Raw genomic sequence first — 20,527 nt, 5'->3', positions numbered from 1 at the left:
AGTCCCGTTTGATTTACGTGTTCCGAGACAACAGGAGGGCTGGGAGGTACCGATCCCATGGGAGGCACCTCCCAGCCCTCCTTGCCAGACGTTAGGAATTGTCCTCGGACAGAGAACCGACTTCGCCCTGCACGGAATCGGTTGTATCTTCCTTCCGACGCCGAGCGATGAACATCACTCCGGCGGCGATCAACATCAACGCAAGGAATCCTCCGCCCATAACGAGCACTCCGTTGGAGCCGGTGGTCGCCAGTTGTCTCGCTTTATCACCCCCTCCGGTTGGGGTTTCTGAAGTCTTCTCGTCATCTCCCTTTGAGGCACCGGGAGCTGGGTCGATGTTGGTGTCGAGCGCGGGAACACCGGACAGCCACGACAGCGCATGATCAGTTACCAGCGTTTGGGCAGTTGCGCCGTCCTGATTATTTTGGGCCGCGTCGTCGGCTTGCACGGAGGCGTTGACTTCGAGCTGTCCGACCTTTACGACGTCCTGGTGGTTGATCGTGGTGGACTCGCCCGGAGAGAGCGGTGCCTCAAGAGCGAACTGTTGGTGACCGGCTTGATCATCAGAGATCACCACGTTGTGGAGCGTGCGCGATCCTGTATTGGTGACCAAGTAACTCCACGTCACTTCCGCTCCCTCGGGATATTCAGGACCTGGGGAGCTCACCACCACTTCCTCGTCCAGGAAGATCGAAATACTAATATCGCTGAGTGACGGAAGCAAGACCTCTGCGGTGTCAGTTGCGGACACGATGGCGCGATCCACTGGGTGCTTCCCTTCTGCCTGAACATTGAGTTGGACGCTGCCTGAATCAATATCTGCTTGGGAGAGTATGGTCTCAGTCCGTACCGCTCGCATCGCACCGGGTGCCAACGTTGCCCATTGTCCAATGCTGTCCTCGGCGTCTGAAAGGACGACGTCCTGAAGAGTCACGATGCTGTCGTTCTCGACCGTGACGGTCCAGTCAACGACCGCACCGGCCTCAATATTTCCTCGGACGGCACCCTGCGCACGTACGTGCACAGACGCTTGGGATCCGATAAATATCTCCACAGAATCGCGTGCTTCTACCACAGAGCCTGTGATGTCAATCCCGGAGGCAAATGCATTAGTTTCAATGAATCCCCGATCCACGTCGGCCTGCGTAATGGCGTATTCCACGGTTGCAGATACTGTTTCACCGACTTTTAGCTCTTCCGAGGCACCTGGCCATACGATCTCAGGGTCACTCATCCCCTCGAGTAGATCGGCGATCTGCACGTCCGTGAGAGTGGTGCCATGGCTCGTATTCGTTGCCGTGATCTCAAAGGGGATCACGGTCCCGACGTCAAGAACTTCCTCGGGCAAGACGGGCGTTTCGCTCAAAGTGATGGCGGAGGTAACTACACCGCGGTACCAACTTTGATCCGTCGCAGAGACCGGACCGTGTGGGCGCGGCCCCGCCTCGGTGCCGACCACGTTCGCTTCGACCGTTTGCTCGTTGAACTCGGCCACGCTGTTCACGAGGATGTCGACGCTCTCGCCGGGGGTAAGACGGTCGATGGTCTCCACCGGGTTGTTACCGGGAAGGTTGTCACCGACCTCAATATCTGTCAGCGTACGGATACCGGTATTGGTGACACGGTACGTCCATGCGACCTCATCGCCCGTCATCACGTCCGGACCCGGCGGAGCCTCAATTTTCTGGCCTTCAAGCAGGATCTGCAGACCAAGCTCGCCGGCAACCGGAAGGAGCACCTCCGCGGAAGCCGTGTCGGATACCACGCCACCATCAGCGTGGTGGAGGCCGGAGACCGAGACGGTGCGCTTCACCGCTCCTGCGTCGATGTCTGCCTGCGTCAGCGTGGTCTCAGAGCGAACAATGCTCTGGGCACCCGGCGCGAGCGCATCCCACGAACCCAATTCGTCGTCATCCTCGGTGAGCGACACATCGCGGAGGGTAGGACGTCCGGCGTTCTCGACCACGATCGTCCAGTCCACATGCGCACCGACGGCAATCTCACCGCGCACGCTTCCCTGAATGTCCACCTTCACCGCAGCAGCCGACTTGATGTCGACCGTGACGGTGTCTTGGGCAGCGACATTTCCGAGAACCTCATCCACGGCTGTCACGGAAGCAGCGTTCGTGATGTGACCGCTGTCGATGTCCCGCTGGGTCAGCGCGTAGGTGGCCTCGCCTGTCAGGCTCTCACCCGCTGGGAGGATTCCATTGTCGCCTGGCCACGTGAGGGTCAGTTCGCCCAACCCTTCGAGCTCGTCAGACAACGTCACATCGTTCAGCGAGCCCGCTCCGGCGTTCGTTGCAGTGAAGCGGTAAGTGAGGGTCGATCCCACTTCGAGGTCTCCGGCTGGCAGGCCGACCTGCTTGTCGAGCTCGATCTTTGAGTACACGGTCTGGTATCCAAAGAGCAGATCGTCGCGGTCGCCACCCAAGGGTAGTTGCATAGGGCCGGCGATGTTATCACGACGATCTTCCCATCCCACAGTCTGACGGTGCGAGTTACCCGGCAGCGTGGTTGGGTCAATGATCACTTCGTAGTCAACGGTCGAGACGAGATCGCCCACGAAGAATTCACCGTCTTCACTGGTGCGCACCGATGTCACCTCGTCGCCTGCAGCCGTGCGGACTGCGACATCGACGTTGCCGAACCCCGCTTCATTGGGCTGCCGCACGCCATCGCCGTTTCGGTCATTGAACACCACGCCACCGGCGCCTGACGCGACCACCGACGTTTGAGAAACCTCCGTGTTCAACCGGACGGAATCTGCACCAAAGTACGCGTCCGCTGAGTTCCGGTATACGTCGCCGGCCTCTTGACCAGCGATCCGCAGTTCCATGCGGAGCCCTCCGGCAGCCGCTGAGACAAGCTTCGGATACTGTACCCGAACGGCGGTTACCGCCGATAGATCTATCGAATCTTGCAACGTCGACCACGTGACTTTGTCTCCGGGTGCAAGACCGATCAGCGAGGGGTCGTCAGTGGTGACCTGGATCACGCCATCATCGCTGCCCAACAGGCGCAGACTGTCCAGCACCGCGGTGCCGTGGAACGAGGTTCCGGAGTCATCGCCGACGTGTGGAAGCACATTGAGGAAGGTAACCGGGCCGTCAAAGTTGCTCTTAGTGAAATTGTACCAATACGTCGTGAAGTCAATTAGCTCTGTGGCTCCATCGACCTCAGCACGGCCCGCATCACCGGCGACGGTCAGCGTATCAACCTGAAGAACATTGACTGAGACGTCTTTCGTCAATGAACCCGACTTTGCGACGCTCTGCACCGTGCCATCACTCGCATTCGACCAGTGGTTGGGCTTAACTGGTTTCTGGAAGGAAACCTTGGTCGTGTAATTTGCCGGTTTCGTGGCTGCTGGACGGTCCCCAGGCAGCTCGACAGCCTTCTTCGGGGCCAGAACCAACTGCGCGGGCGCCGCATCGTCCTGCGTACCAGGCATGCCGTCCGCACCATAGTCTGGTTCTGTAAACGACACGACATCCCACGATTCGCGCACTGCCGAGAAATCGATCGCCGTCGACGCGGAATCGATCTCCAAGGTCAACTGGATATCGTCCAGAACGATGGGTTCAGCGTCAAGTCGGGTTCCGGGAGCACGACGGAACGACAACCCTGCGGTGAAGTCAACGGAACTGCCACCGGCAACGGTTGAGGGGTTCGCGGTGTGCTCGATCGCGGATGAGTACAGTTCTACGCACGCGCTTGCGGAAGTTGCCACCTTTCCGGTCTCTGCTGCCGTCAAGAACTGGTTCACCACGATACATTCTCCGGCACCGGCGACACCAGTCAGCGGCACTTGGACATCGAAGCGGAAATCATTATGGTTTGCACTTTCGGTGCCCTGCTTCCAGGGGCCATCGAGGTACAAAACACGCACGCCGGCAACAAGTTCAGGGCCACCCGCGGCAGTCACGGTATCTTCCCACAGGTTCGCGTCTGGACTGTCGTGATTGGTTCCGGCAGTGTACTGAACACGGTACGAGGATGAGGGAATACGGCCAAGCGATTGCCCGGAACGGGTGCCCACGCCAATCGCGGAGGAGTCGAGCACAAACTGCGCCTCCTCAGGGTTCCAGAACTGGTACGAAACCAGATCGGTGAGGCCCTCGCTTCGCATCTTTCCAGTCGCCGTGTTGTACATCACACGCGGACTGAAGCTCGCGTGAGCAAGCATCTCTGCTTGTGGTGCGACCATGGCCCCGGTCACATCCGGCCATGACGAATCATTCAGGACTGGGTAGCTGGGGACGCCAAGTCGGTAGTCGGCAGCTTTGAGTCGCCCCTGCGCAGGCCGGACTTCCCAGTTGTCCTCCTGCTTGTTTTGGGTCAGCAGGGCGTAGCCGCGACCATCGATGTTGCCCGTGATCGGCTCGCCACCGTTCGTCGTCCACACTGGGCCGGTGAGCCAATAGTTCACGCGGACCGCGTCTGCCGCTTTCTCCGGGACCTCATCGCGGGGGTACCACAGTAAGGGTCGAAGCCAAGTTTGAGTCGTCGCAGTGTCCTTCACTGGAAGCGAAGTCACCCGAATCGTAATGACTTTCTCTGTCACATCTACGATCTCAGCATTGGGGCTGTCCAGAGTAACGTCGCTGGCCTTAGGGCCGTCATATGTCATCTGCACGTCGAAAGGCACGTCGATATTCATCGGGCGTCGCTGCCCCGGCTCAAGGTGGGAATTGAAATAAACGTAGGTGAGCAGTGGAATCGCGGGCTCCTCACCCGAGCCGAAGTCATGCGTCGTCTCGCTCTGCGAGGCTCCGTTGTTCATGCTCAGCCGAGCAGAGTACTCGCCCACGAGGGTGAGAGCACCCCCGTCAACGGAGTGCTGCCCGGTTCCATCGGTGTACAGCACACGCGCGTCGTAGACCTCACCGGGTGTTGCCGTGTAGCCGCTCGCCGTCGCGGTGAGGCCGTCGAGGGTGACGAGCGAACCGGTCGGGATCGACATCGTCGCACGAACCGTGCGGCCGTCATCGTCTAGTGCATAGCTGGATGAGAAGTAGCTCGAATCATTCACGAGCTTGATGAGCGACCGCTCGTCCCACTTCCACCCCTGAGGGAGTGTTTGTTCCACAACAGCGTCGTTCACGCCCTCACTGCCAATGGACCAGGTGAACACCGCGCTACCTGCTGTCGCGATGAGGCCATTGGTGTTAGAAGGATCGACGGTGCCGGCTGCGCCGTCATCGGTGATCGTAAGCTTAAACTCACTGATCTCGCCGGTCGCGTCCAGCGTCTCCGCAGCGGCCGCGAGCGGTGTCGCCAAGAGGCCGCCAACGAACACCGCCAACGTGGTGATCGCTGCGAGCGCGCGGCGCGCGCGCTTCTTGGGTGGGCAAGTTGTCATTTGTTCCGGTTTCTGTTCTCGAGGTGTGCGCCGGGTGCGCAAGCTTTTCGGAGTGTTGTCAGTTACGTTGCTCATTGGGGTCCGTCCAACGTGTTGCCAGGAAACATCTCTTCCGAGACTGAAATTCCTTCTTGCCATACGACATGGTTTCCGCGGCCCTCGATATCCATAACCTCGATCTGATCGAGAGTGACCCTGTTCTCGCTGCCACGCAGGATGAGGGACTCCGTCCCGTCACCGGTCACCTCAATTGAGGAGGCCGCCACAGTCACACTCGCGCATGAGCCCACGAGGTTGACATTCGTTCCCGCGTCCTCAAGAAAGACATCGCGGTTCGCGCAGTGCACAGTCGCGGGTTCGGAGATGGGAGGCGTGGGCGGGCTAGATACGCTGCAAGAGGTGAGCCAACCTGCCGCCACAATAGTCATAGCTGTGTGACGTCGTTTCATTATATTTCTCTCGAGTAGCATGCAGAACTAGTGCGATACATAAAATATTTCAGTCAGTTTCATGCTAAATGCCCGATAGCCCGGACGTCGAGCCGGTCAGCCAGGATTACCTAGCAATCCCCGCGCAGGCGTACGCGCATCGCACCCCTCGGAGCGCGAGCCAGCGTCTCGTACGAGCCGTATGCCCGTGCGGTTGACATTCAACATGGCTGATTTTTGCTGGCTGGTAAGGCTGAACCTATGCCCCCTCGCCGCCCCAGAGGGTTCGTTACTGACCGGCTCCGCCTCTCTGCCCACGGAGCCGCCTGAGCCGACCACCCCACCAAAAGAAGGAGCCAATGCAGCGCCTGGTCTCAGTCACGGCCCCAGCCTCAAAACGGCAACTGACGCACTCCCCGCTACGGGATCGTCGGACATTGTGCAATCTAGTGCCCTGATGCCATCGCTCGTCGCCGCCGCTGCGGGGGCGACGCTCGCCGGCGCCCATTGCTTTCGGGTCTGACACCCCAGGGGTGATCTCGCGCTCTTAGCTCTATTTTGTGGTCTCGATCGTGAACAGACCGGGGGCAACTACACGAGCTTGAGCAGCGGGGGATCGGGTTTAAGGCAGTCACGCAGGGCATCGACACGACGACGCCCCGTGGTCGCCTGTTCTTTCATGTGCTCGCGGCGATTGCGGGGTTCGAGCATGACCTCATCGTCGAACGTACTCAGGAGGGTTTTGCCGCTGCGCGAGCTCGCGGCCGCGATGGTGGCCGGCGTCCGAATATGACAGACGCGAAGATCAAGCTGGCCCGCGCGATGTGCGGCAGTCAGGAGTACACGGTGCAGGAGGTCGCTGACACTTTCAACGTGACGCGGCCGACCTTTTATCGGCGCCTTGAGCGCATCTGGCCTGGACTAAGCGGGCTACTGAGGCATGGGGCACATGGTGTTGCAAGGTGGGACAAACGTCTGAAGGTCTCCGGTGAATGAGAGCTTCAAGCGGTCCATTCATTAAAGACCTTCACGGTTGGTATCACGCCGGCGGCGTCAGGAGAGTGATGCCTAGCAGTAGCGCCACTCGCCTGTGAGGATCAAGACATTTCCCCAGGTCTTCTGCTGGCAGGGACTCAACGTTGCGCGTCCGAACCATTGGGGAACCGCGCTGCCCCTGACCTGGATGCGAACGTTGGGGCTATTGCAATTCTGTACGACGAAGCCATCCTGGCCGCACCAAGCGTTTATTCCGCTTGGCTGGCTGCTGCACGGACCCACAGGTGCGGAGATCGTTGCATCTGTCCCACAGGTGCGGAGATCGTTGCATCTGTCGCGTTTTTGCATGTCTTCGCACGCGAGCTCCGCTGCGATTGCGTCACCGTCAACGATCGCCTGGTGCATGTGCCCCCAACCGTGAGTGAGCATTTCCCAGTTGGGTTCACGCTGATCGACGGTAATGCTGTATTTGAAACTGAGGGACGTGACGGCCCAGTCGGCGACCAGCTTCAGCGTGGGGTTCTGGCACCGCTCGATCATGAGCCGGTAGTACTCGATCGTGACGTTCATATGGGTACGTGCGTCACCCGCAGTGATTGCCGCTTTCGCGCGCTTTACGAGCTCGACGATCTGAGCTCGGGTGGGGTCGTCGAGCTCGGGCACGATCGAACGCAGAACGCCGCCGAATACGGTACCCACGGTCTGGATCGCGTAGATCACGTCTTGCGGTGTTGGGTCGACCACGCGAGTATGCGTTTGCGCGGCGATTTCGACGAACCCTTCAACCTGCAAGGCGATGATCGCCTCGCGGATCGGGGTGCGGGAGATCCCGAGCCAATTCTGCAGGCTCGCGTCATCGAGTTGCTCGCCGGGCGCGAGGGTGCCGTCGAGTATCGCGGCGCGGATCAGATCGTGCGCTTCGTCGCGGAAGAGTCTGCGGGCGATCTTGGGCTTCGACGCAAAGGGTTTGGGCATATCTCAAATCCGAATGTGCTATATCGGTTAAAGCTTCAGGCTCGGCTCCGATGGAGATACATAGGCCAGTGGCGATCGCTCGGACACAAAGAAAGCCCAAAAATGATCGTTTTTGGGAAGGTGGACCGGGCTCGGGGGCGAGGAAGTGCACTCGGAGATTGGAATAGGGATTCCCAAAATGCCTCCCGAAACCATTTTGGCCCGAAACTCACGTTCGGTGGTTTTTGGGAAATCTGGTAGTATTGGGATACCCGCTCACCCGCGAGAGGATCTGATCATGGCATCTCAAGTCTCACCTGCAGCTGCAGAAACCCGGCGCCGGCGTCGCGTCGACGAAGCGATCCACAGCGGGGAGATGGAAGGGTTGAGTGTCGACGCTGACACTCAGCGTGACGCGGGGGAGTACATCGCCGGGAAGATCGACTCGAGCGAATTGGTCGCCCGAGCTCGAGCCCGCTATGGCCTCGCCGGAATTCGTAGACCCGTATCTGGATCCAGCGACGGGGTTTCTCAAGCACCTCACGTCCGCACGCACCGCGGCGGAGCTCGCACAAGCCGAAGGTGCGCTGACGTTCACCTGTCTAATGGAACTTGGCGATCATCCGTCGGCGCCCACGAGCGATCTCGCTGAGTTCCAAGCGATCCACCGCCACCTCTTCCAAGACGTTTATGCCTGGGCAGGGAAGCTGCGCACGGTCGACCTCTGGAAGGACGCCGACGGCGAACCGTTTGTTCCGAGCTCGCTCATCGAACGAGCAGCAGATTTCGCCGCAGGGGAGCTGCAGTCGGAGGGGTCACTGCGTGGACCCGAGCACGAGGCCTTTGTGTCACGGCTCGCGTTTCACTATGACCAGTTCAACCACATCCATCCGTTCCGGGAAGGCAACGGGCGCACCCAGCGCGTGTTCTGGGAGCGAATCGCGAATGACGCCGGCTGGCAGCTTGATTGGCGATCGGTGCAGGGCAGCACGAACGACGAGGCGCGCCGGATCGCAGCAGAGCGTCGAGACTTTGCCCCGCTCGAGAGCATGTTCCGCGGCATCGTGTCGCCGTTCGCTACCGATGCCGGCGCTGCAGACGGAAAACAAGCTGAACAACTCGCTCGTCTCGCATTTCCGGTCGCAGCAGCGCGGATGTTCGACGAGGACCGTACGGAATCGTCGACCGCTTCGCCGCGCAGCGCGAGCTCGATGGCCGTGATCAGGACGAAAGGAGCATCGAGCGATGAGTAGCATCATCGGTTACGCCCGCGTCTCTCGAAAAGACCAAGACCCGGCTGCGCAAGAGGCTGAGCTCCGTGCTGCAGGTGCCATCCAGGTGTTCGTCGACCACGCCGAATCGAGTCGCACCAAGGACCGCCCTGAATGGGTGGAGTGCCTGAAGTGCTTGCGCGACGGCGACACCTTGATGGTGCGACGGCTCGACCGACTCGCAGGCACCGAGAAGATGGCCATCGAAGTCATCACGGACTTGCACGAGCGCGGCGTAAACATCAAGAGCCTGACCGAGCCCGACATTGACACTACGACCCCGATGGGGCGCGCACTGTTCGGGATCGTCGCGGTGTTCGCGCAGCTCCGCGTTGACACGATTCGAGACAACACCCGCCGTGGCCTCGAGCACGCCCGCTCCGAGGGGCGTATCGGCGGCCGGCCCACGGTGATGACGCAGGAACGTATCGACGCGGCGATCGCCATGCGAGCGAACAAAAAGAGCATCGTGCATATTGCGGGAGTGCTTGGCGTCGGGAAATCATCGGTTTCCCGGGCGTTGGCGAAGGTAGACGCGGATAGCGCGGCAGCTTAAACCGAGTACGAATCGGATCCTGCGGGCATGAGTGCAGCTTTCCTTTCGGGGGTCGGGCCGCGGACTTCAATCCCTATGCATGCGTTCTCGGTTCCCGGCGCATTGGTGTGTGTGGGATCTCATCCTCGAGGAATTCCTCGCCGTGCTGTAGGAATCCGAAACGGGCGTACCATTCCGTCAGGTACGATTGCGCATCGAGAACGATCGGGCGGTCAGGCGTCCCTTTGTCATGGGCAGTTACGGCCGCTCGCATGAGCGCTGCAGCAAGGCCACGACCCCGCCAGGCAGGAGCGGTTGCTACCCGTCCAATGCGCGTGGCTTCATCTTCTTGCAATACGCGCAAAGTTGCGGCTATGCGTGCGTCAGCTGCGGCTCCTTCGACCTCGGCCCAGAACTGCTCGGCTCCCGGCTCTAAGTCGCTTCCGTCGAGATCAAGATACGGACACGCTTGTTCGACGACGAACACCTCAGACCGAAGCCGCGCAATCGCGTACAGCACAGTGGCCTCGAGTTGCGCAGCGTGAGCACTGCGTTGCATCAGGCCGGGAGGGAGCGAAGGAGTGGCAGTGTCAAGATTCGTGTAAGTCATTTTGGGTCCCTCTCGTTCAACGACGTCAAACCAATTCAAACTGCGCCTAGACATTAAACGCTAGCATTTTGTATTGGGTTCGCACTCACCTTCCTCCTCCCCGATTTTGTTCGTGATCGGTACCGCAACTTAGCGCCAGGAGCGCGAGACTGTGCCGGGGGAGCGTCGCGTCTGAAAGCGACGGGCGCCGGCAAACGACACCCCCGAAGCGGCGACGAGAGCTGCGATAAGAGCACAAAACTGAGTGATGCCCTGCGATCCCGTAGCGGCGAGTTCCTGCGGGGGAGCTGCGGGACTGGCTCCGCGACCGAGATTCGCGGCCACACCGCCTCTTTCTTCAGGTGGAGTGATCGGCGACGGCGGTTCCGTGGGCAGGTAGGCGGAGCCGGTCAATCTGGACTGCCGCAGGCCGGTACCTGGGTGCTGGGCATCGATCCAGTCCACCGTCGTGAAGGTCGACGTATTAACCGGGGTGGCGGGGGACCAGCTCAGCGCGACAGTAGCTGATTCTCCGGGGGCAAGTTCAATCGACTCCCGTGCAGCAGTCACCCCGCGGCGGTTGAGGTTGTCTACATTCGTGATCTGCGCAGTAGCGGGCAATTCGGAAATGTTGCGCACGGTCACGCTTCCGGGAATGGTGTCGCCTACGAGAACACTTCCGAAATCGAGATCGCTGACTTCCAACGGAAGCGGTTCGATCAGGGGCTGCACCCCGGTTCCTGACAGTGTCCGAGCGAACCAGCTCGTGCCGAAACCTGGCACGTCGTAGTCGATTCTGAGACCCCAGAAGTCTTCGATCGGGCCGACCTGCTGCGGGGCGAACGTGATCGGCAGGTCGTACGTCTGGCCTGCGGGGACGGTGACTGGGAGCTCCGCCGCTTCTGCGAGCGTGAACTCCGGAGCGGTAAAGGTCGCGCCGGAAACCGTGATGTCGATGGCCGTTGGATTGCTGAGGGTGAGACTTCCCGTCCCTGAATCACCCACCGCGACTTCGCCGAAACTCAGTTGTGCCGCTTCGAGCGCCCGGATGCCGACGAACAGGTACACCGGTCCCGGGACGGTGACGCCAAATGGCACTCCGGCTTCATCGATGGCGCGTGCGCTCGGCGTCCACTGCGCAGCCGAGTTTTCGAATCGTTGCGGGGTGTACGTGTAAGTCCATGTGCAGGAGTCCCCGGCTTGCATCACGAAAGTATCGACATCCGTGCCGCTCCAGGTAGCGCATACTCCAGCGAATCGTGACCAGAACGGATAATCAGGCCCGCCTGACTCGAGCTGACCCCATGGCTGAGTCACCTGGATCCGGGTATGAGCAGTGAGGGTGGTCTCGGTCGTGCCGGAGTACCCGAGCGGCACCGAAAGTTCAGGTCTGGTCTCACTGATCGAAAATAGCTCATTTTCGAGCGGGACGGCTTCTGCTCGATCCGCTGGGATCGTCACGCCTACCGCCGCGCACACGAGCACCGTCGCGACCACCAGTGAATTCCGGAATCTTAAGTTCATTCGCCAGCTCCCTGGGAGTAGTGAGTGCTCATTTCGGATAAAGATACCAAGGGCCCGCGAGCGGAGGACAAGTAGGCAGCTTGCTGGATCGTGTAGATATCGTCGCTAGCGATCGGAGTAACCTCAGGTGTGTGCGTTTGTGCGCTGATTTCTCAGAGGCGCCGACGGGGCGCCATTCGCTTCCAGGCTCACACCTCGCTACTACTTACTGCGCAGAAAAGAGGACAGATCGTCGCGCCGACGCCTGCGAAGTGGCGAAGCGTGCTGCAAAGAGAGCACTACTTTGAATGTTCAAAACTGAGAAGGTATCCAAGTGCTTCTTTGACAGTCCCCGTTCAGGCCTTGGTATCGATGGTTTGATTGGGCGTGCCGACGCCAGTGATCGTACGCTGTCGTGTGAACCGGTAAATGTTTCGTTGCGCTCTCAATTTGCTGCGGCAAGGCACTTGTCGACGATTTCCGGCGGGGCATCGACGGGCATCTCCGCAGGCATGCCTGGTTTTGGATCGGCTACGTCGTAGCCGGAATCGCGATAACACTGAGCAATCTTCCGTCTGGTGTCCTCGGACCGTGGAGTGCCCAAGTTACGGGTTGGAGGGTTGCCCACCTCTTTTATGCAGGTTGGCGCGGCCTCGGAGAACCCGTCGTCCGGGTTGAGTGACATTGTGGATGGCGGGGTATCTGGGACGTCAACTCCTTTTCCCCTCATGCATTTTGCAAACTTGAGGTACCAGTCGTCGTATTCCGAGGTGGATTGAGGATTCGCGTTCCGGTCGGTGGATGTGGCGCCATTTTGTGAATTGGTCGAATCTGACGCGGGAGCGCAGCCAATCAACCCGAAGACGAGGACTGGGATTGCGGCGCATGCGACGGCGCGTACACGCGGTGATGATGGGGCCATTGTCTCTCCTAAAGATTCGTGCTGAGGTTTGCCGAGATGTGCCATCTCACTCCGAAGCGCTGTTTCGTTTCTCTATCGTGTGAAGGTCGCCGTTCGCAGGGGCGAGTGATTGAACCTGCGCGTATTCGGCTGTGGACACGATAAGGCCGTCACCGGGCAGCCCGGCTGTCTAACATCTGCCGAAGTTGGCCGTTAGGCACTTCGGTGCCAGATGTTCGATCGCCAGAGCAACAGAAACGTCACTTATTCGCGCCGATTTCGCAGAGGAAGTGACGGGGTGCCAATCGCTGCTAGGTTCACACCTCACTACTACCTACTGCGCAGAAGGGCAGATCGTCGCGCCGAACTCAGTTTCGGGGTGATAAAGAAGCGAAACCCGCGGCTGTATTGAACTGGACTTGCCGCTGATCCGGCGGCCCTAAGCTAAAGGAATTCTCGTGCGGTTAAGAGGCATCAAGCTCGTTCTCGGTATGGTCGCGATTGCGTGCGTCAGCGCTCTCGTTCTAGCAAATTTGCAGAGTGGGCTCAGTAGAAATGCGCTTTCACCTGCGCAGAATCGGGAGTGCTTCGGGTGCTCATGCTTGGCCGTGTGCACGGAATCGAATACCGCACGATGATCACACCGGAGAATCGCTCGTCGGAAACGCAGTGGCCTCAGCGCGTTCATGAGCTCAGGACAAGTGCACCTCGGGAAGGTCTGGCAACGCCATCCAAACTGTGGCAGCTCGAAGTTACGCATGCCGCCGGGCATACCGATCTGACGCTGCGGCGGCTGCGCCGAAATCAGCGGCGCGCCGTTGACGCGGCAATTCGGTACGCCGATGAAGCCCTCGGCAGCGGTGACATCGTGCGTGCCGTATCGTTCATCGAACTCGCGTGCGCTCTCGCAGATGACTCTGCGGGGTGCTGATCGGTGACCAATCAGCAACCCGCAGCTGCTCGCTATGCCGGGCAGTAGTTCAGGTCATCACGGCCCGGAATTGTCGCGACGAGGCAACCGGCAGCGACGCCCGCTGCCTCTTGCGTGCCAAAGTTTGCCGTCACTACCAACGCCCCCTTGCCGAATGTCGTGCGCTGTACCTGGTCGGTTACTCGCTCGAAAGAGGTCAGCGGCTGGGTGCCCGCTGCATCCTGCAGCTGCGCGAACACTTCCTGCATCTCGGCGAGCTGCGCACCATGCTCTTCGAGCACACGACCGTCGAGAGCGATCACGGCTGGGGTGTTATAGAGCATGTTCGTCAGAATGCGTTGTTCCGTGAGCCCGGCGAACTTGTAGAGACCCATCTCCCAACGATCCGTCGAGACCACCGAGTCGTGGAGCACGGTCTCGTACAGCGGGACGCGGTACTCAGGCGCGAACATCGCAGTCGCGAGTGCTTCCGGGAGCTCAGTGGGCTTGAAGAAGAATCCTGGCCGTTCTTTCGGCCAGTACCCTCCCCACTGCTCACGGTTTTTTTGGAATTCCCATATCGCGTTAGTCAACGACGTGCTCGATCCGTGTGAATAACTCAGCGATCCGTTTGCCCACGACGCCGCGGTCTCTGAGCCCAATACGAGCGGTGAGCCCGATGAGTATGTTCCCTGCGCGAGTGCGAGCATTCGGGCCTTTCGGCGTTCGCGATCCTGAGCTTCGGTCTGCGGATGCTCGGGTGAGTAGTCGCGGAAGAGTTGACCGACGGCGTCGACGTCGAGGAAGTACGACGAAGCTCCATTGCTCGTGAACTCCTGCACCCGCTTCGAGAGCGCACCGTCGGACTGCTCCGCAGTTTCAAGCGCCGCGGTACTGACATAGCATCCCCGGCCGCCGAACCCGGTAACGGGCTCACCGTTACTGTCTCGCACGCAACCATTCGGCCAGATGTCTCCGGGCCAGATCGACGACTCGGTGTCCGCGTCTTTGGGATCCTGCGCGTTGTCCCATGTGTCGTATGGCGCGACCAGGTAACCGGCTCGCTCCGCAGCAGCGACGGTCTCGGCACTCATCGGTGAACCGTCGGCGTCGTAGCCGAGCCAAGCCCGTTCAATACCGAGCTCCTCGAGACGAGCGACCAGCTCCGCGTCGCGTCCGTCCCCCCAGGTGTAGGCGTGAATCGCACCTAACAATCGCTCCGTCTCAGGGTTGACGGCGATCTTCGAGTCGAGCGTGACGATTCCCTCACCGTCAAGCAGATGCTCCCGATAGTCCTGAGCTGCCCCAACGGGATTTCCATCATTCGCGCCCATCGAGATGGAGTATTTTCCGGTGCCACGATCCACGTCGAATACATGTGTCGCGGCCGCATGGATGCGTCCGTCCTGCGTAGTGAAGTCGAGACTCGTGCCGATATCGGAATCGACGAAGTAACTCACTCCGGAGTCGGCGTATGTCGTTCCCCAGAACGGCATGGTGAGCCCGCCGGCAAAATCCCAGGAGCTGCCCACCAACCCGGTATCAGCGTTATTCCAGAAGGCATCATCAACGGGAATCGACTGCCCTTCACCGTTAGGAAACTCAACCGACTGAACCTTCGGGTCCCCCGCCGATTGAGGCCAAGTGAGTTGCTGCGTCCGATCCGATTCCAAGGAAATCGATGCACGCCCATCAACCTCTGAGACCCGCACGTGCATTGCGGCGTCAGGAAAGTCCCAAGTCGCTCCCTCGGGTTCGAGTTGGGGGCCAGATGCCTTCCCCAGTGATCCAGCAGCAGGGGCAGACCAGGTCTGTTGTTCCCCATCATGTGACGTGAAGAACACCTCGAGTGAGTCGGGCACAATCTCTGCGACTCCAGTGTCGAGCTCAACACGTACTCTCTCTCCGTCCCAACTGACGCGGGCGGCCTCGTTTCCCGCTTCAGGAAGCGCACAACTAGTAAAGGCGAGGGCTGCGGCGCTGCAAATGACGGAGAATTGAATAGTTCTTCGGTTTCTCATACTCCAGGCTTGCACGGATGAGTATAGAAATATGCCAAAATTTCATCCGCATCTTCTGTGACGAGACAACCATGCCTTCGGGGCGCGATGGAGCCACGACACCGTGGAGTTTCAAACTTTGGGTACCAAGCGGGCGGTCACGAGCATTTAGTCAAATGCGGGTGACAGCCCGCTTGCTATAGGGACCGAACGGGATGAGTTTTTGATGCTTCGCGTGCGGTTATGACTTTAATCCCGTGTCGGATGCCGCTGTGGGGAACCGCGTTTCTCCTATCGCAGCCATCCTCGTCGCTTGATGTACCAGAGCGGGCTGATCGCGGCGACCAACGTGAGAATTGTTGTCACGAGGAATCCGTGTTGTGTGTTGAGTTCGGGCATCCCGGTGAAATTCATGCCGTAGAACGTTGCAATGAGCGTCGGGGGATCGAGGCCGTGCGCTCGACGAAGGTGATCGAGCCGCCCCCGCCCTTCTGGTGACACTTGAATCCAGTGGGCTTGTAGTTCGTTCGTAGTCTCGAAATCTGTTTTCGTGCTCATTCTATATCTCAATTCTTTTCGTGTGGAGTGATGGTGACAGGTATTAGCAGGGGTTGAACGGGGAAATGGAAGAACTGCCCGCGCAATCCCATGGAGCAGTGGGAACGTCCTCGAGGAGAGGGGCGGCGTAGTGAGAAGCGAGGAGCGCGAGGCAAATGAATAGATATAGCGACACGGTGAAGCTGATGGCCTGCCATTCAAGCGTGGGCTTCCGCCGACGCCGGCTGTTCATTGCCTGCTGCATGAATTTTTGGGTCACGAAATGTCCTTTCCCATGCTGCGCGAGCGCAGCGTGAACGATCTGCCGGTATCGGCCGGCGGAGAGAGGTATCGGCGCCCTGACGTTCCCGCACTCCACGGACCCCGCTAAATCGAGGATCCTCTCAAGTGCCTGCACGAAGGCGAGCGCCCCCGTGTGCGCGCATACGGGCATAGCGAGCGAGGATGCTCACATACCGTGAGGGTGAGAAGCGACCGTTAAACGGCGCGCCAGCGCGAGACAGCGCAGCCGCGGCCGTTGCAAGAATGAGGAGGTTCAGCAGCCATGCAACTCACCTCCCGCTGTCGAGTGCGCGAGTATCAACCAGAGATCAGAACGCGGCCGGGCAAACCGCTGTCCTTGAGGCTGCCGGATGCGAGAAAGTGTTTGTGGATCACGCGTCTGGAAAGCTAGCGCGGCGGCCGGCACTCACCGAAGCGCTCGGTTACCTCCGCGACGGTGACTCTCTGGTGGTGACAAAGCTCGATCGCCTCGGACGCTTGGTGAAGAATCTGAAAGAGATCGTCGACGAGCTCGAGCAACGGGGGATTGGGCTGAAAGCCGTCACCCAAGGAATCGACACCACGACTCCCGGTGGCAGACTGTTCTTCCACATGCTCGCCGCAATCGCAGAGTTCGAGCACGACCTCATTGTCGAACGCACCCAGGAAGGGCTAGCCGCTGCGCGAGCTCGCGGCCGCAACGGTGGCCGGCGCCCAAAGATGACGGACGCGAAGATCAAGCAGGCGCGGGCGATGTACGACAGTAAGGAGCACACCGTGCAGGAGATCGCTGACACGTTTAACGTGACCCGACCCACGATCTATCGCTACCTCGAGCGAGACGCCCGGTAACTCGTTGCATCAGATGCGGCTCCTTTAGTGGGTATCATTCCGGGCAGGCTATTCGTGCACCTCCACTTCAGTTGAGAACTGAGGCCGCCGGCCCGGGGCTGGTGCTCGTTGAGCGATCGTCTAACGGGCACGAGCTTGCAAAGCATTCGTAAAAGGTGATGGGCGCGAGACTCAAGCATCGTGAGGTCCTGGGCAAGTGACGGACCGGTGTGAGTCGGGTGCCGAGTTTTTCTAGAGCAGTCAGCAGTGAGTTTGGCAATCCGCCGATCGAGGCGCTGGCCCATGCGGGTCAGCTGGTAACCGCGACCTATCGGTAGCTAGCTTGGGGATGAAGCCCGCTATCCGAGAGGAGTAGCAGAGCTGAACAGTTCCCGCGCAGCAGCAATAACGACATCTGCTCGTTCATGTGGCAAGTAATGCCCGGCGTCCTCGATCGATGCAATGTGGACCGATGGCGGCGCTCCTGCGAGCAAACCCATCGGAATGCGGGGATCCTTAGCACCCGTGAGTAGTTTGATCGGTACGTCTGAGGTTTCGGGTCGCCGCTTCAACATACGTGGCATTTCTCTCAGAATGTACTGCCACAGCACCTACTGTACTGCTCGGGCACTATGCGCAGCTGCCGCTGACTGTTCCGCCAATTCCTCTTCGCTCCACGCGTTCGGCGACCCCGCTTCATATCTTAAGAGGGAGCGAGTAAAAGCTGGACAGTGCCGACCTACCCACTCGCCCACGTACGGGTACTCCAGAAACGCTGTATACCAAAATCTCCACGCATGAAGGAAATAACGGCGACGCAGCATCCGAGGATGGAACATGTTCAGGGCGAGCAGCGCTTTGACGCGGTCCGGCGCTCGTTGCACCAGGCGGAATCCAACCTGCGCGCCGAGATCGTGGCCAATAATTCGAATGTGCGTCACCCCGCGTGCATCCAACAGCATCAGAACGTCTTCAGCAAGACCGTCAAGATCGTAGCCTTTTCGCGTGACAGTCGAACCACCGAAACCGCGTATGTTTACGCTCAACACTCGGTGATCGGCGGCGAGAGATGCCGCGATTGGATCCCATGCGTGAGCATTTTGTGGCACGCCGTGCAAGAGGAGCACCGCCGGACCTTCGCCCCGTTCGATGAGGCGCAGGGTTGCGGCACCACCATGACGGTTGGTGACAGAAATCGAATGCACGGATTCCGGCGTAGCTGGAGTCAGCATGTTTCTAGTGCGCTATCGGGACGTAGTGGTCACGTTCATAAACCATCACTATTCGTTTCCAGGCACGGCAATGATTGTTTTTCCGGCAACGCGCGAGACCGGATTGAACGCCTCAGCGGCTTCCGTTAGCGATCGAACCTGCGCAATATTTGTTCGTAGTCGCCCGTCGGTGACGCGGCTCGCGATCTCTGAGAGTTGAGTGCGGTTCGCCTCGACCACGAAGAGAATTGCGCGACCATCTGCGGGCTGCCGAGAAGGCGGGCCGGCGATTGTCACCAGGGTCCCGCCTGGGCGCAATAAGTCGAGGGACCGGTCGCCGATCTCGCCACCGATCACATCGAAAACTAGCCCGACGTGTCCCGTGTCCTGGAGGTCATCAGCACTGAGGTCAAGAAATTCGTGCGCACCGAAACCGAGTGCATTTTGGCGGTCAGTGGTTCGCCCAGTTCCGATGACGTGCGCACCTGCCTCACGAGTAAGTTGCACGACGATCGAACCAACTCCGCCTGCCGCTCCGTGCACGAGAACACTCTCCCCGGTACTGATGCGGCCGTGGTCGAAGAGGCCCTGCCACGCGGTAAGCCCAGAGATCGGAAGACTCGCTGCGGTGGCGTAGTCAAGATCCGCGTGAAGGGGTGCGAGGTTCCTGGCTTTGACTGCAGCGAACTCGGCAAGAGTCCCATTCCGGGTCCAGTCTGCGAGTCCAAACACCCGCTGACCTACGCTCAACCCTGTCGTGCCGTACCCGAGCTCGGCGACCACGCCCGCCAATTCGTGGCCAGGAATACTGGGCGTTCGGTCTCGTCCTGCCCGATCAGTCCAGGTCCCTGGCCATTCCAATTCCCCGGGCGTAAACCCCGAAGCATGGATACGAACGATGACGTCGTTCTCCGACGCGTGCGGATACGGTTGCTCCTCAAGTCGCATGTCAGTCGTTCCCGCGTTTCGATCATTCACAACGATTGCCTGCATCGTGCGTCCTATTACTTGGACTCACTAGTTAGACGACGCAGGCACCATCCTTGTCAGGTTGAGTGCCATGAACGAAGTTTTTCAGGGTTCCATTGGATGAGTACCTCAGTGGCTACCGCCCCTGAGTCGCTCGGGACAAGTTAAAGGACACCGCTGGTTGTTCCCTCACTTACAAACTCGGCGAGGTTTCCGGCAGGGCCGCGCGTGATGACGAGTGTGGTCGGAGCCTGTCGAGCAAGTACCCCGATGATGAAACGTGCGACCTTGTCGGGCCCGTAGATCGGGTTTCGTGCGGCACGCACGATGCCGCCTCCATCCGAGCGCAACACAATGTCCGGATGTAACAGCTTCACAAGTCCGGCTACATCACCAGTAGTGGCTGCTCGCTGGAACGCGATGAGGAGGTCATTGTTGGCTCGCGCCGATGGGCGCGGTTTGCCTGCGACCCGGGTACGAGCTGAGGAAGCGAGCTGGCGTACCGCTCCAGGGGAACGATCTCACACTTCGGCGATGTCCGAGATGGGGTAATCGAACACGTCTCGAAGTACGAACGCGACGCGCTCGGCGGGTGACATTTCCTCCATGATCGTTAGCAACGCCATCCCTAACGACTCATTTTCCAGAGCTTTCTCGGCGGGATCCGCCGCGTCTATGCTGGTCGATGAAAAGCGGTGTGCGGGTACTGGCTCTGGCAGCCACGGGCCCACATAGAGGTCGTGCCGGCGGGACGCGCTTTTCATGAAATCGAGGCAAATCCGGGCTGTGGTCTTTGCAAACCATCCGACTGGGTTCTTCACGGCAGCACGTTCAGCGTCGAGGAGTCGATACCACCGCACAAAAGCTTCTTGAACCGCGTCTTCGGCATCGGAGACGCTGCCGAGGATCCTGTGCTGCAATTGCTGCTGCGGTTGTGTCATTTCTTCTGGTTTCTGGCTGTGCAACAACGGCTAGCGAGTCAACTGCCAGAGACACCGCTGACGTCATTGAGGAAGCAACTGATTCGCATGTTTCGTTGGAGCGGACATGTGCGATCATTTGGGATGGAGACCAGCCCCTTCCGCGAGCGATCGCGGAACTTGACGGGTTCGACATTCATACGATGAGTGAGGCGCAGTCCGATGACCTTTCTGAACTTAAAAACGAGTTCGACAGCATCAAGACTGACGCTGAACCAGTACTCGAAGAAGTAGTCAACCAACTAGCTGTGTATCTAGCCATGAT

13 protein-coding genes and 2 pseudogenes are annotated in these 20,527 nt (G+C 59.6%); 5 read left to right on the top strand and 10 right to left on the bottom strand.

What is annotated here, in order from left to right:
• Positions 1-91: 91 nt before the first annotated feature.
• Together CH42_RS05785 and CH42_RS17120 are read right to left on the bottom strand one after the other, a co-directional pair.
• On the bottom strand, positions 92-5,440 hold the full coding sequence (locus CH42_RS05785) for a DUF7507 domain-containing protein (RefSeq protein ID WP_156322478.1): 5,349 nt from the start codon (positions 5,438-5,440) through the stop codon (positions 92-94).
• Complete coding sequence (locus CH42_RS17120) at positions 5,437-5,793, bottom strand: DUF3060 domain-containing protein (RefSeq protein WP_368730400.1); 357 nt, start codon at positions 5,791-5,793, stop codon at positions 5,437-5,439. The genes CH42_RS05785 and CH42_RS17120 overlap by 4 nt, the downstream gene beginning before the upstream one ends.
• Before the next feature lie 603 nt (positions 5,794-6,396).
• Here CH42_RS17120 and CH42_RS05775 point away from each other — a divergent pair.
• Positions 6,397-6,789 (top strand): annotated as a pseudogene (locus tag CH42_RS05775) (recombinase family protein); the annotation flags it as partial.
• A 72-nt stretch (positions 6,790-6,861) separates the two neighbouring features.
• Here the strand turns inward: CH42_RS05775 and CH42_RS05770 are convergent.
• Complete coding sequence (locus CH42_RS05770; RefSeq protein WP_053352269.1) at positions 6,862-7,764, bottom strand: GntR family transcriptional regulator; 903 nt, start codon at positions 7,762-7,764, stop codon at positions 6,862-6,864.
• 178 nt (positions 7,765-7,942) lie between these two features.
• On the opposite strand from CH42_RS05770, the pseudogene CH42_RS17070 reads away from it, so the two are divergent.
• The 3 genes and pseudogenes from CH42_RS17070 to CH42_RS05760 form a co-directional block, all read left to right on the top strand.
• Positions 7,943-8,209: pseudogene (locus CH42_RS17070) on the top strand (antitoxin VbhA family protein); the annotation flags it as partial.
• A gap of 13 nt (positions 8,210-8,222) precedes the next feature.
• Complete coding sequence (locus tag CH42_RS05765) at positions 8,223-8,996, top strand: Fic/DOC family protein (RefSeq protein WP_053352268.1); 774 nt, start codon at positions 8,223-8,225, stop codon at positions 8,994-8,996.
• Complete coding sequence (locus CH42_RS05760) at positions 8,989-9,570, top strand: recombinase family protein (protein WP_053352267.1); 582 nt, start codon at positions 8,989-8,991, stop codon at positions 9,568-9,570. The genes CH42_RS05765 and CH42_RS05760 overlap by 8 nt, the downstream gene beginning before the upstream one ends.
• 73 nt (positions 9,571-9,643) lie before the next feature.
• Here CH42_RS05760 and CH42_RS15945 read toward each other — a convergent pair whose 3' ends face one another.
• From CH42_RS15945 to CH42_RS05740, 4 genes are all read right to left on the bottom strand, one after another.
• Positions 9,644-10,108: a GNAT family N-acetyltransferase gene (locus CH42_RS15945; RefSeq protein WP_075205265.1), complete on the bottom strand. Its 465-nt coding sequence runs from the start codon at positions 10,106-10,108 to the stop codon at positions 9,644-9,646.
• 180 nt (positions 10,109-10,288) lie between these two features.
• Positions 10,289-11,344, bottom strand: a complete 1,056-nt coding sequence (locus CH42_RS05755) for a choice-of-anchor D domain-containing protein (RefSeq protein ID WP_162231066.1) — start codon at positions 11,342-11,344, stop codon at positions 10,289-10,291.
• 2,161 nt (positions 11,345-13,505) lie between these two features.
• The gene (locus CH42_RS05745) at positions 13,506-14,984 is read right to left on the bottom strand and encodes a glycoside hydrolase (protein WP_053352264.1); all 1,479 of its coding nucleotides are present in this window, start codon (positions 14,982-14,984) and stop codon (positions 13,506-13,508) included.
• Positions 14,985-15,743: 759 nt separating this feature from the next.
• Complete coding sequence (locus tag CH42_RS05740) at positions 15,744-16,010, bottom strand: CorA family divalent cation transporter (RefSeq protein WP_082309311.1); 267 nt, start codon at positions 16,008-16,010, stop codon at positions 15,744-15,746.
• Between the two features lie 444 nt (positions 16,011-16,454).
• Here CH42_RS05740 and CH42_RS05730 point away from each other — a divergent pair, with 444 nt between their 5' ends.
• Positions 16,455-17,123: a recombinase family protein gene (locus CH42_RS05730; protein WP_306455194.1), complete on the top strand. Its 669-nt coding sequence runs from the start codon at positions 16,455-16,457 to the stop codon at positions 17,121-17,123.
• A 590-nt stretch (positions 17,124-17,713) separates the two neighbouring features.
• Here CH42_RS05730 and CH42_RS15940 read toward each other — a convergent pair.
• The 3 genes from CH42_RS15940 to CH42_RS16175 form a co-directional block, all read right to left on the bottom strand.
• A complete protein-coding gene (locus CH42_RS15940) occupies positions 17,714-18,334 on the bottom strand; it encodes an alpha/beta fold hydrolase (RefSeq protein WP_082309310.1) in 621 nt (206 codons plus the stop codon).
• Positions 18,335-18,382: 48 nt separating this feature from the next.
• Positions 18,383-19,306 carry an NADP-dependent oxidoreductase gene (locus CH42_RS05725; protein ID WP_053352260.1) on the bottom strand — a complete coding sequence of 308 codons (924 nt, stop codon included), beginning with the start codon at positions 19,304-19,306 and terminating at the stop codon, positions 18,383-18,385.
• A 497-nt stretch (positions 19,307-19,803) separates the two neighbouring features.
• On the bottom strand, positions 19,804-20,223 hold the full coding sequence (locus tag CH42_RS16175) for a sigma factor (RefSeq protein ID WP_053352258.1): 420 nt from the start codon (positions 20,221-20,223) through the stop codon (positions 19,804-19,806).
• Positions 20,224-20,527 lie beyond the last annotated feature (304 nt).

The organism is Leucobacter musarum subsp. musarum (assembly GCF_001273845.1).
Classification (GTDB): domain Bacteria; phylum Actinomycetota; class Actinomycetes; order Actinomycetales; family Microbacteriaceae; genus Leucobacter; species Leucobacter musarum.
Note: the sequence above shows the minus strand (reverse complement) of the source record. Positions and strands in the feature narration are given on the sequence as shown.

What these genes read in the sequence shown, in the direction of transcription:
- CH42_RS05730 (WP_306455194.1), top strand. Translation starts at nt 16,455, where the DNA reads ATGCTCACATACCGTGAGGGTGAGAAGCGACCGTTAAACGGCGCGCCA.
- CH42_RS16175 (WP_053352258.1), bottom strand. Translation starts at nt 20,223, where the DNA reads ATGACACAACCGCAGCAGCAATTGCAGCACAGGATCCTCGGCAGCGTC.
- CH42_RS05785 (WP_156322478.1), bottom strand. Translation starts at nt 5,440, where the DNA reads ATGAGCAACGTAACTGACAACACTCCGAAAAGCTTGCGCACCCGGCGC.
- CH42_RS05760 (WP_053352267.1), top strand. Translation starts at nt 8,989, where the DNA reads ATGAGTAGCATCATCGGTTACGCCCGCGTCTCTCGAAAAGACCAAGAC.
- CH42_RS15940 (WP_082309310.1), bottom strand. Translation starts at nt 18,334, where the DNA reads ATGCTGACTCCAGCTACGCCGGAATCCGTGCATTCGATTTCTGTCACC.
- CH42_RS05725 (WP_053352260.1), bottom strand. Translation starts at nt 19,306, where the DNA reads ATGCAGGCAATCGTTGTGAATGATCGAAACGCGGGAACGACTGACATG.
- CH42_RS05765 (WP_053352268.1), top strand. Translation starts at nt 8,223, where the DNA reads ATGGCCTCGCCGGAATTCGTAGACCCGTATCTGGATCCAGCGACGGGG.
- CH42_RS15945 (WP_075205265.1), bottom strand. Translation starts at nt 10,108, where the DNA reads ATGCAACGCAGTGCTCACGCTGCGCAACTCGAGGCCACTGTGCTGTAC.
- CH42_RS05755 (WP_162231066.1), bottom strand. Translation starts at nt 11,344, where the DNA reads ATGCAAGCCGGGGACTCCTGCACATGGACTTACACGTACACCCCGCAA.
- CH42_RS17120 (WP_368730400.1), bottom strand. Translation starts at nt 5,793, where the DNA reads ATGACTATTGTGGCGGCAGGTTGGCTCACCTCTTGCAGCGTATCTAGC.
- CH42_RS05740 (WP_082309311.1), bottom strand. Translation starts at nt 16,010, where the DNA reads ATGAGCACGAAAACAGATTTCGAGACTACGAACGAACTACAAGCCCAC.
- CH42_RS05770 (WP_053352269.1), bottom strand. Translation starts at nt 7,764, where the DNA reads ATGCCCAAACCCTTTGCGTCGAAGCCCAAGATCGCCCGCAGACTCTTC.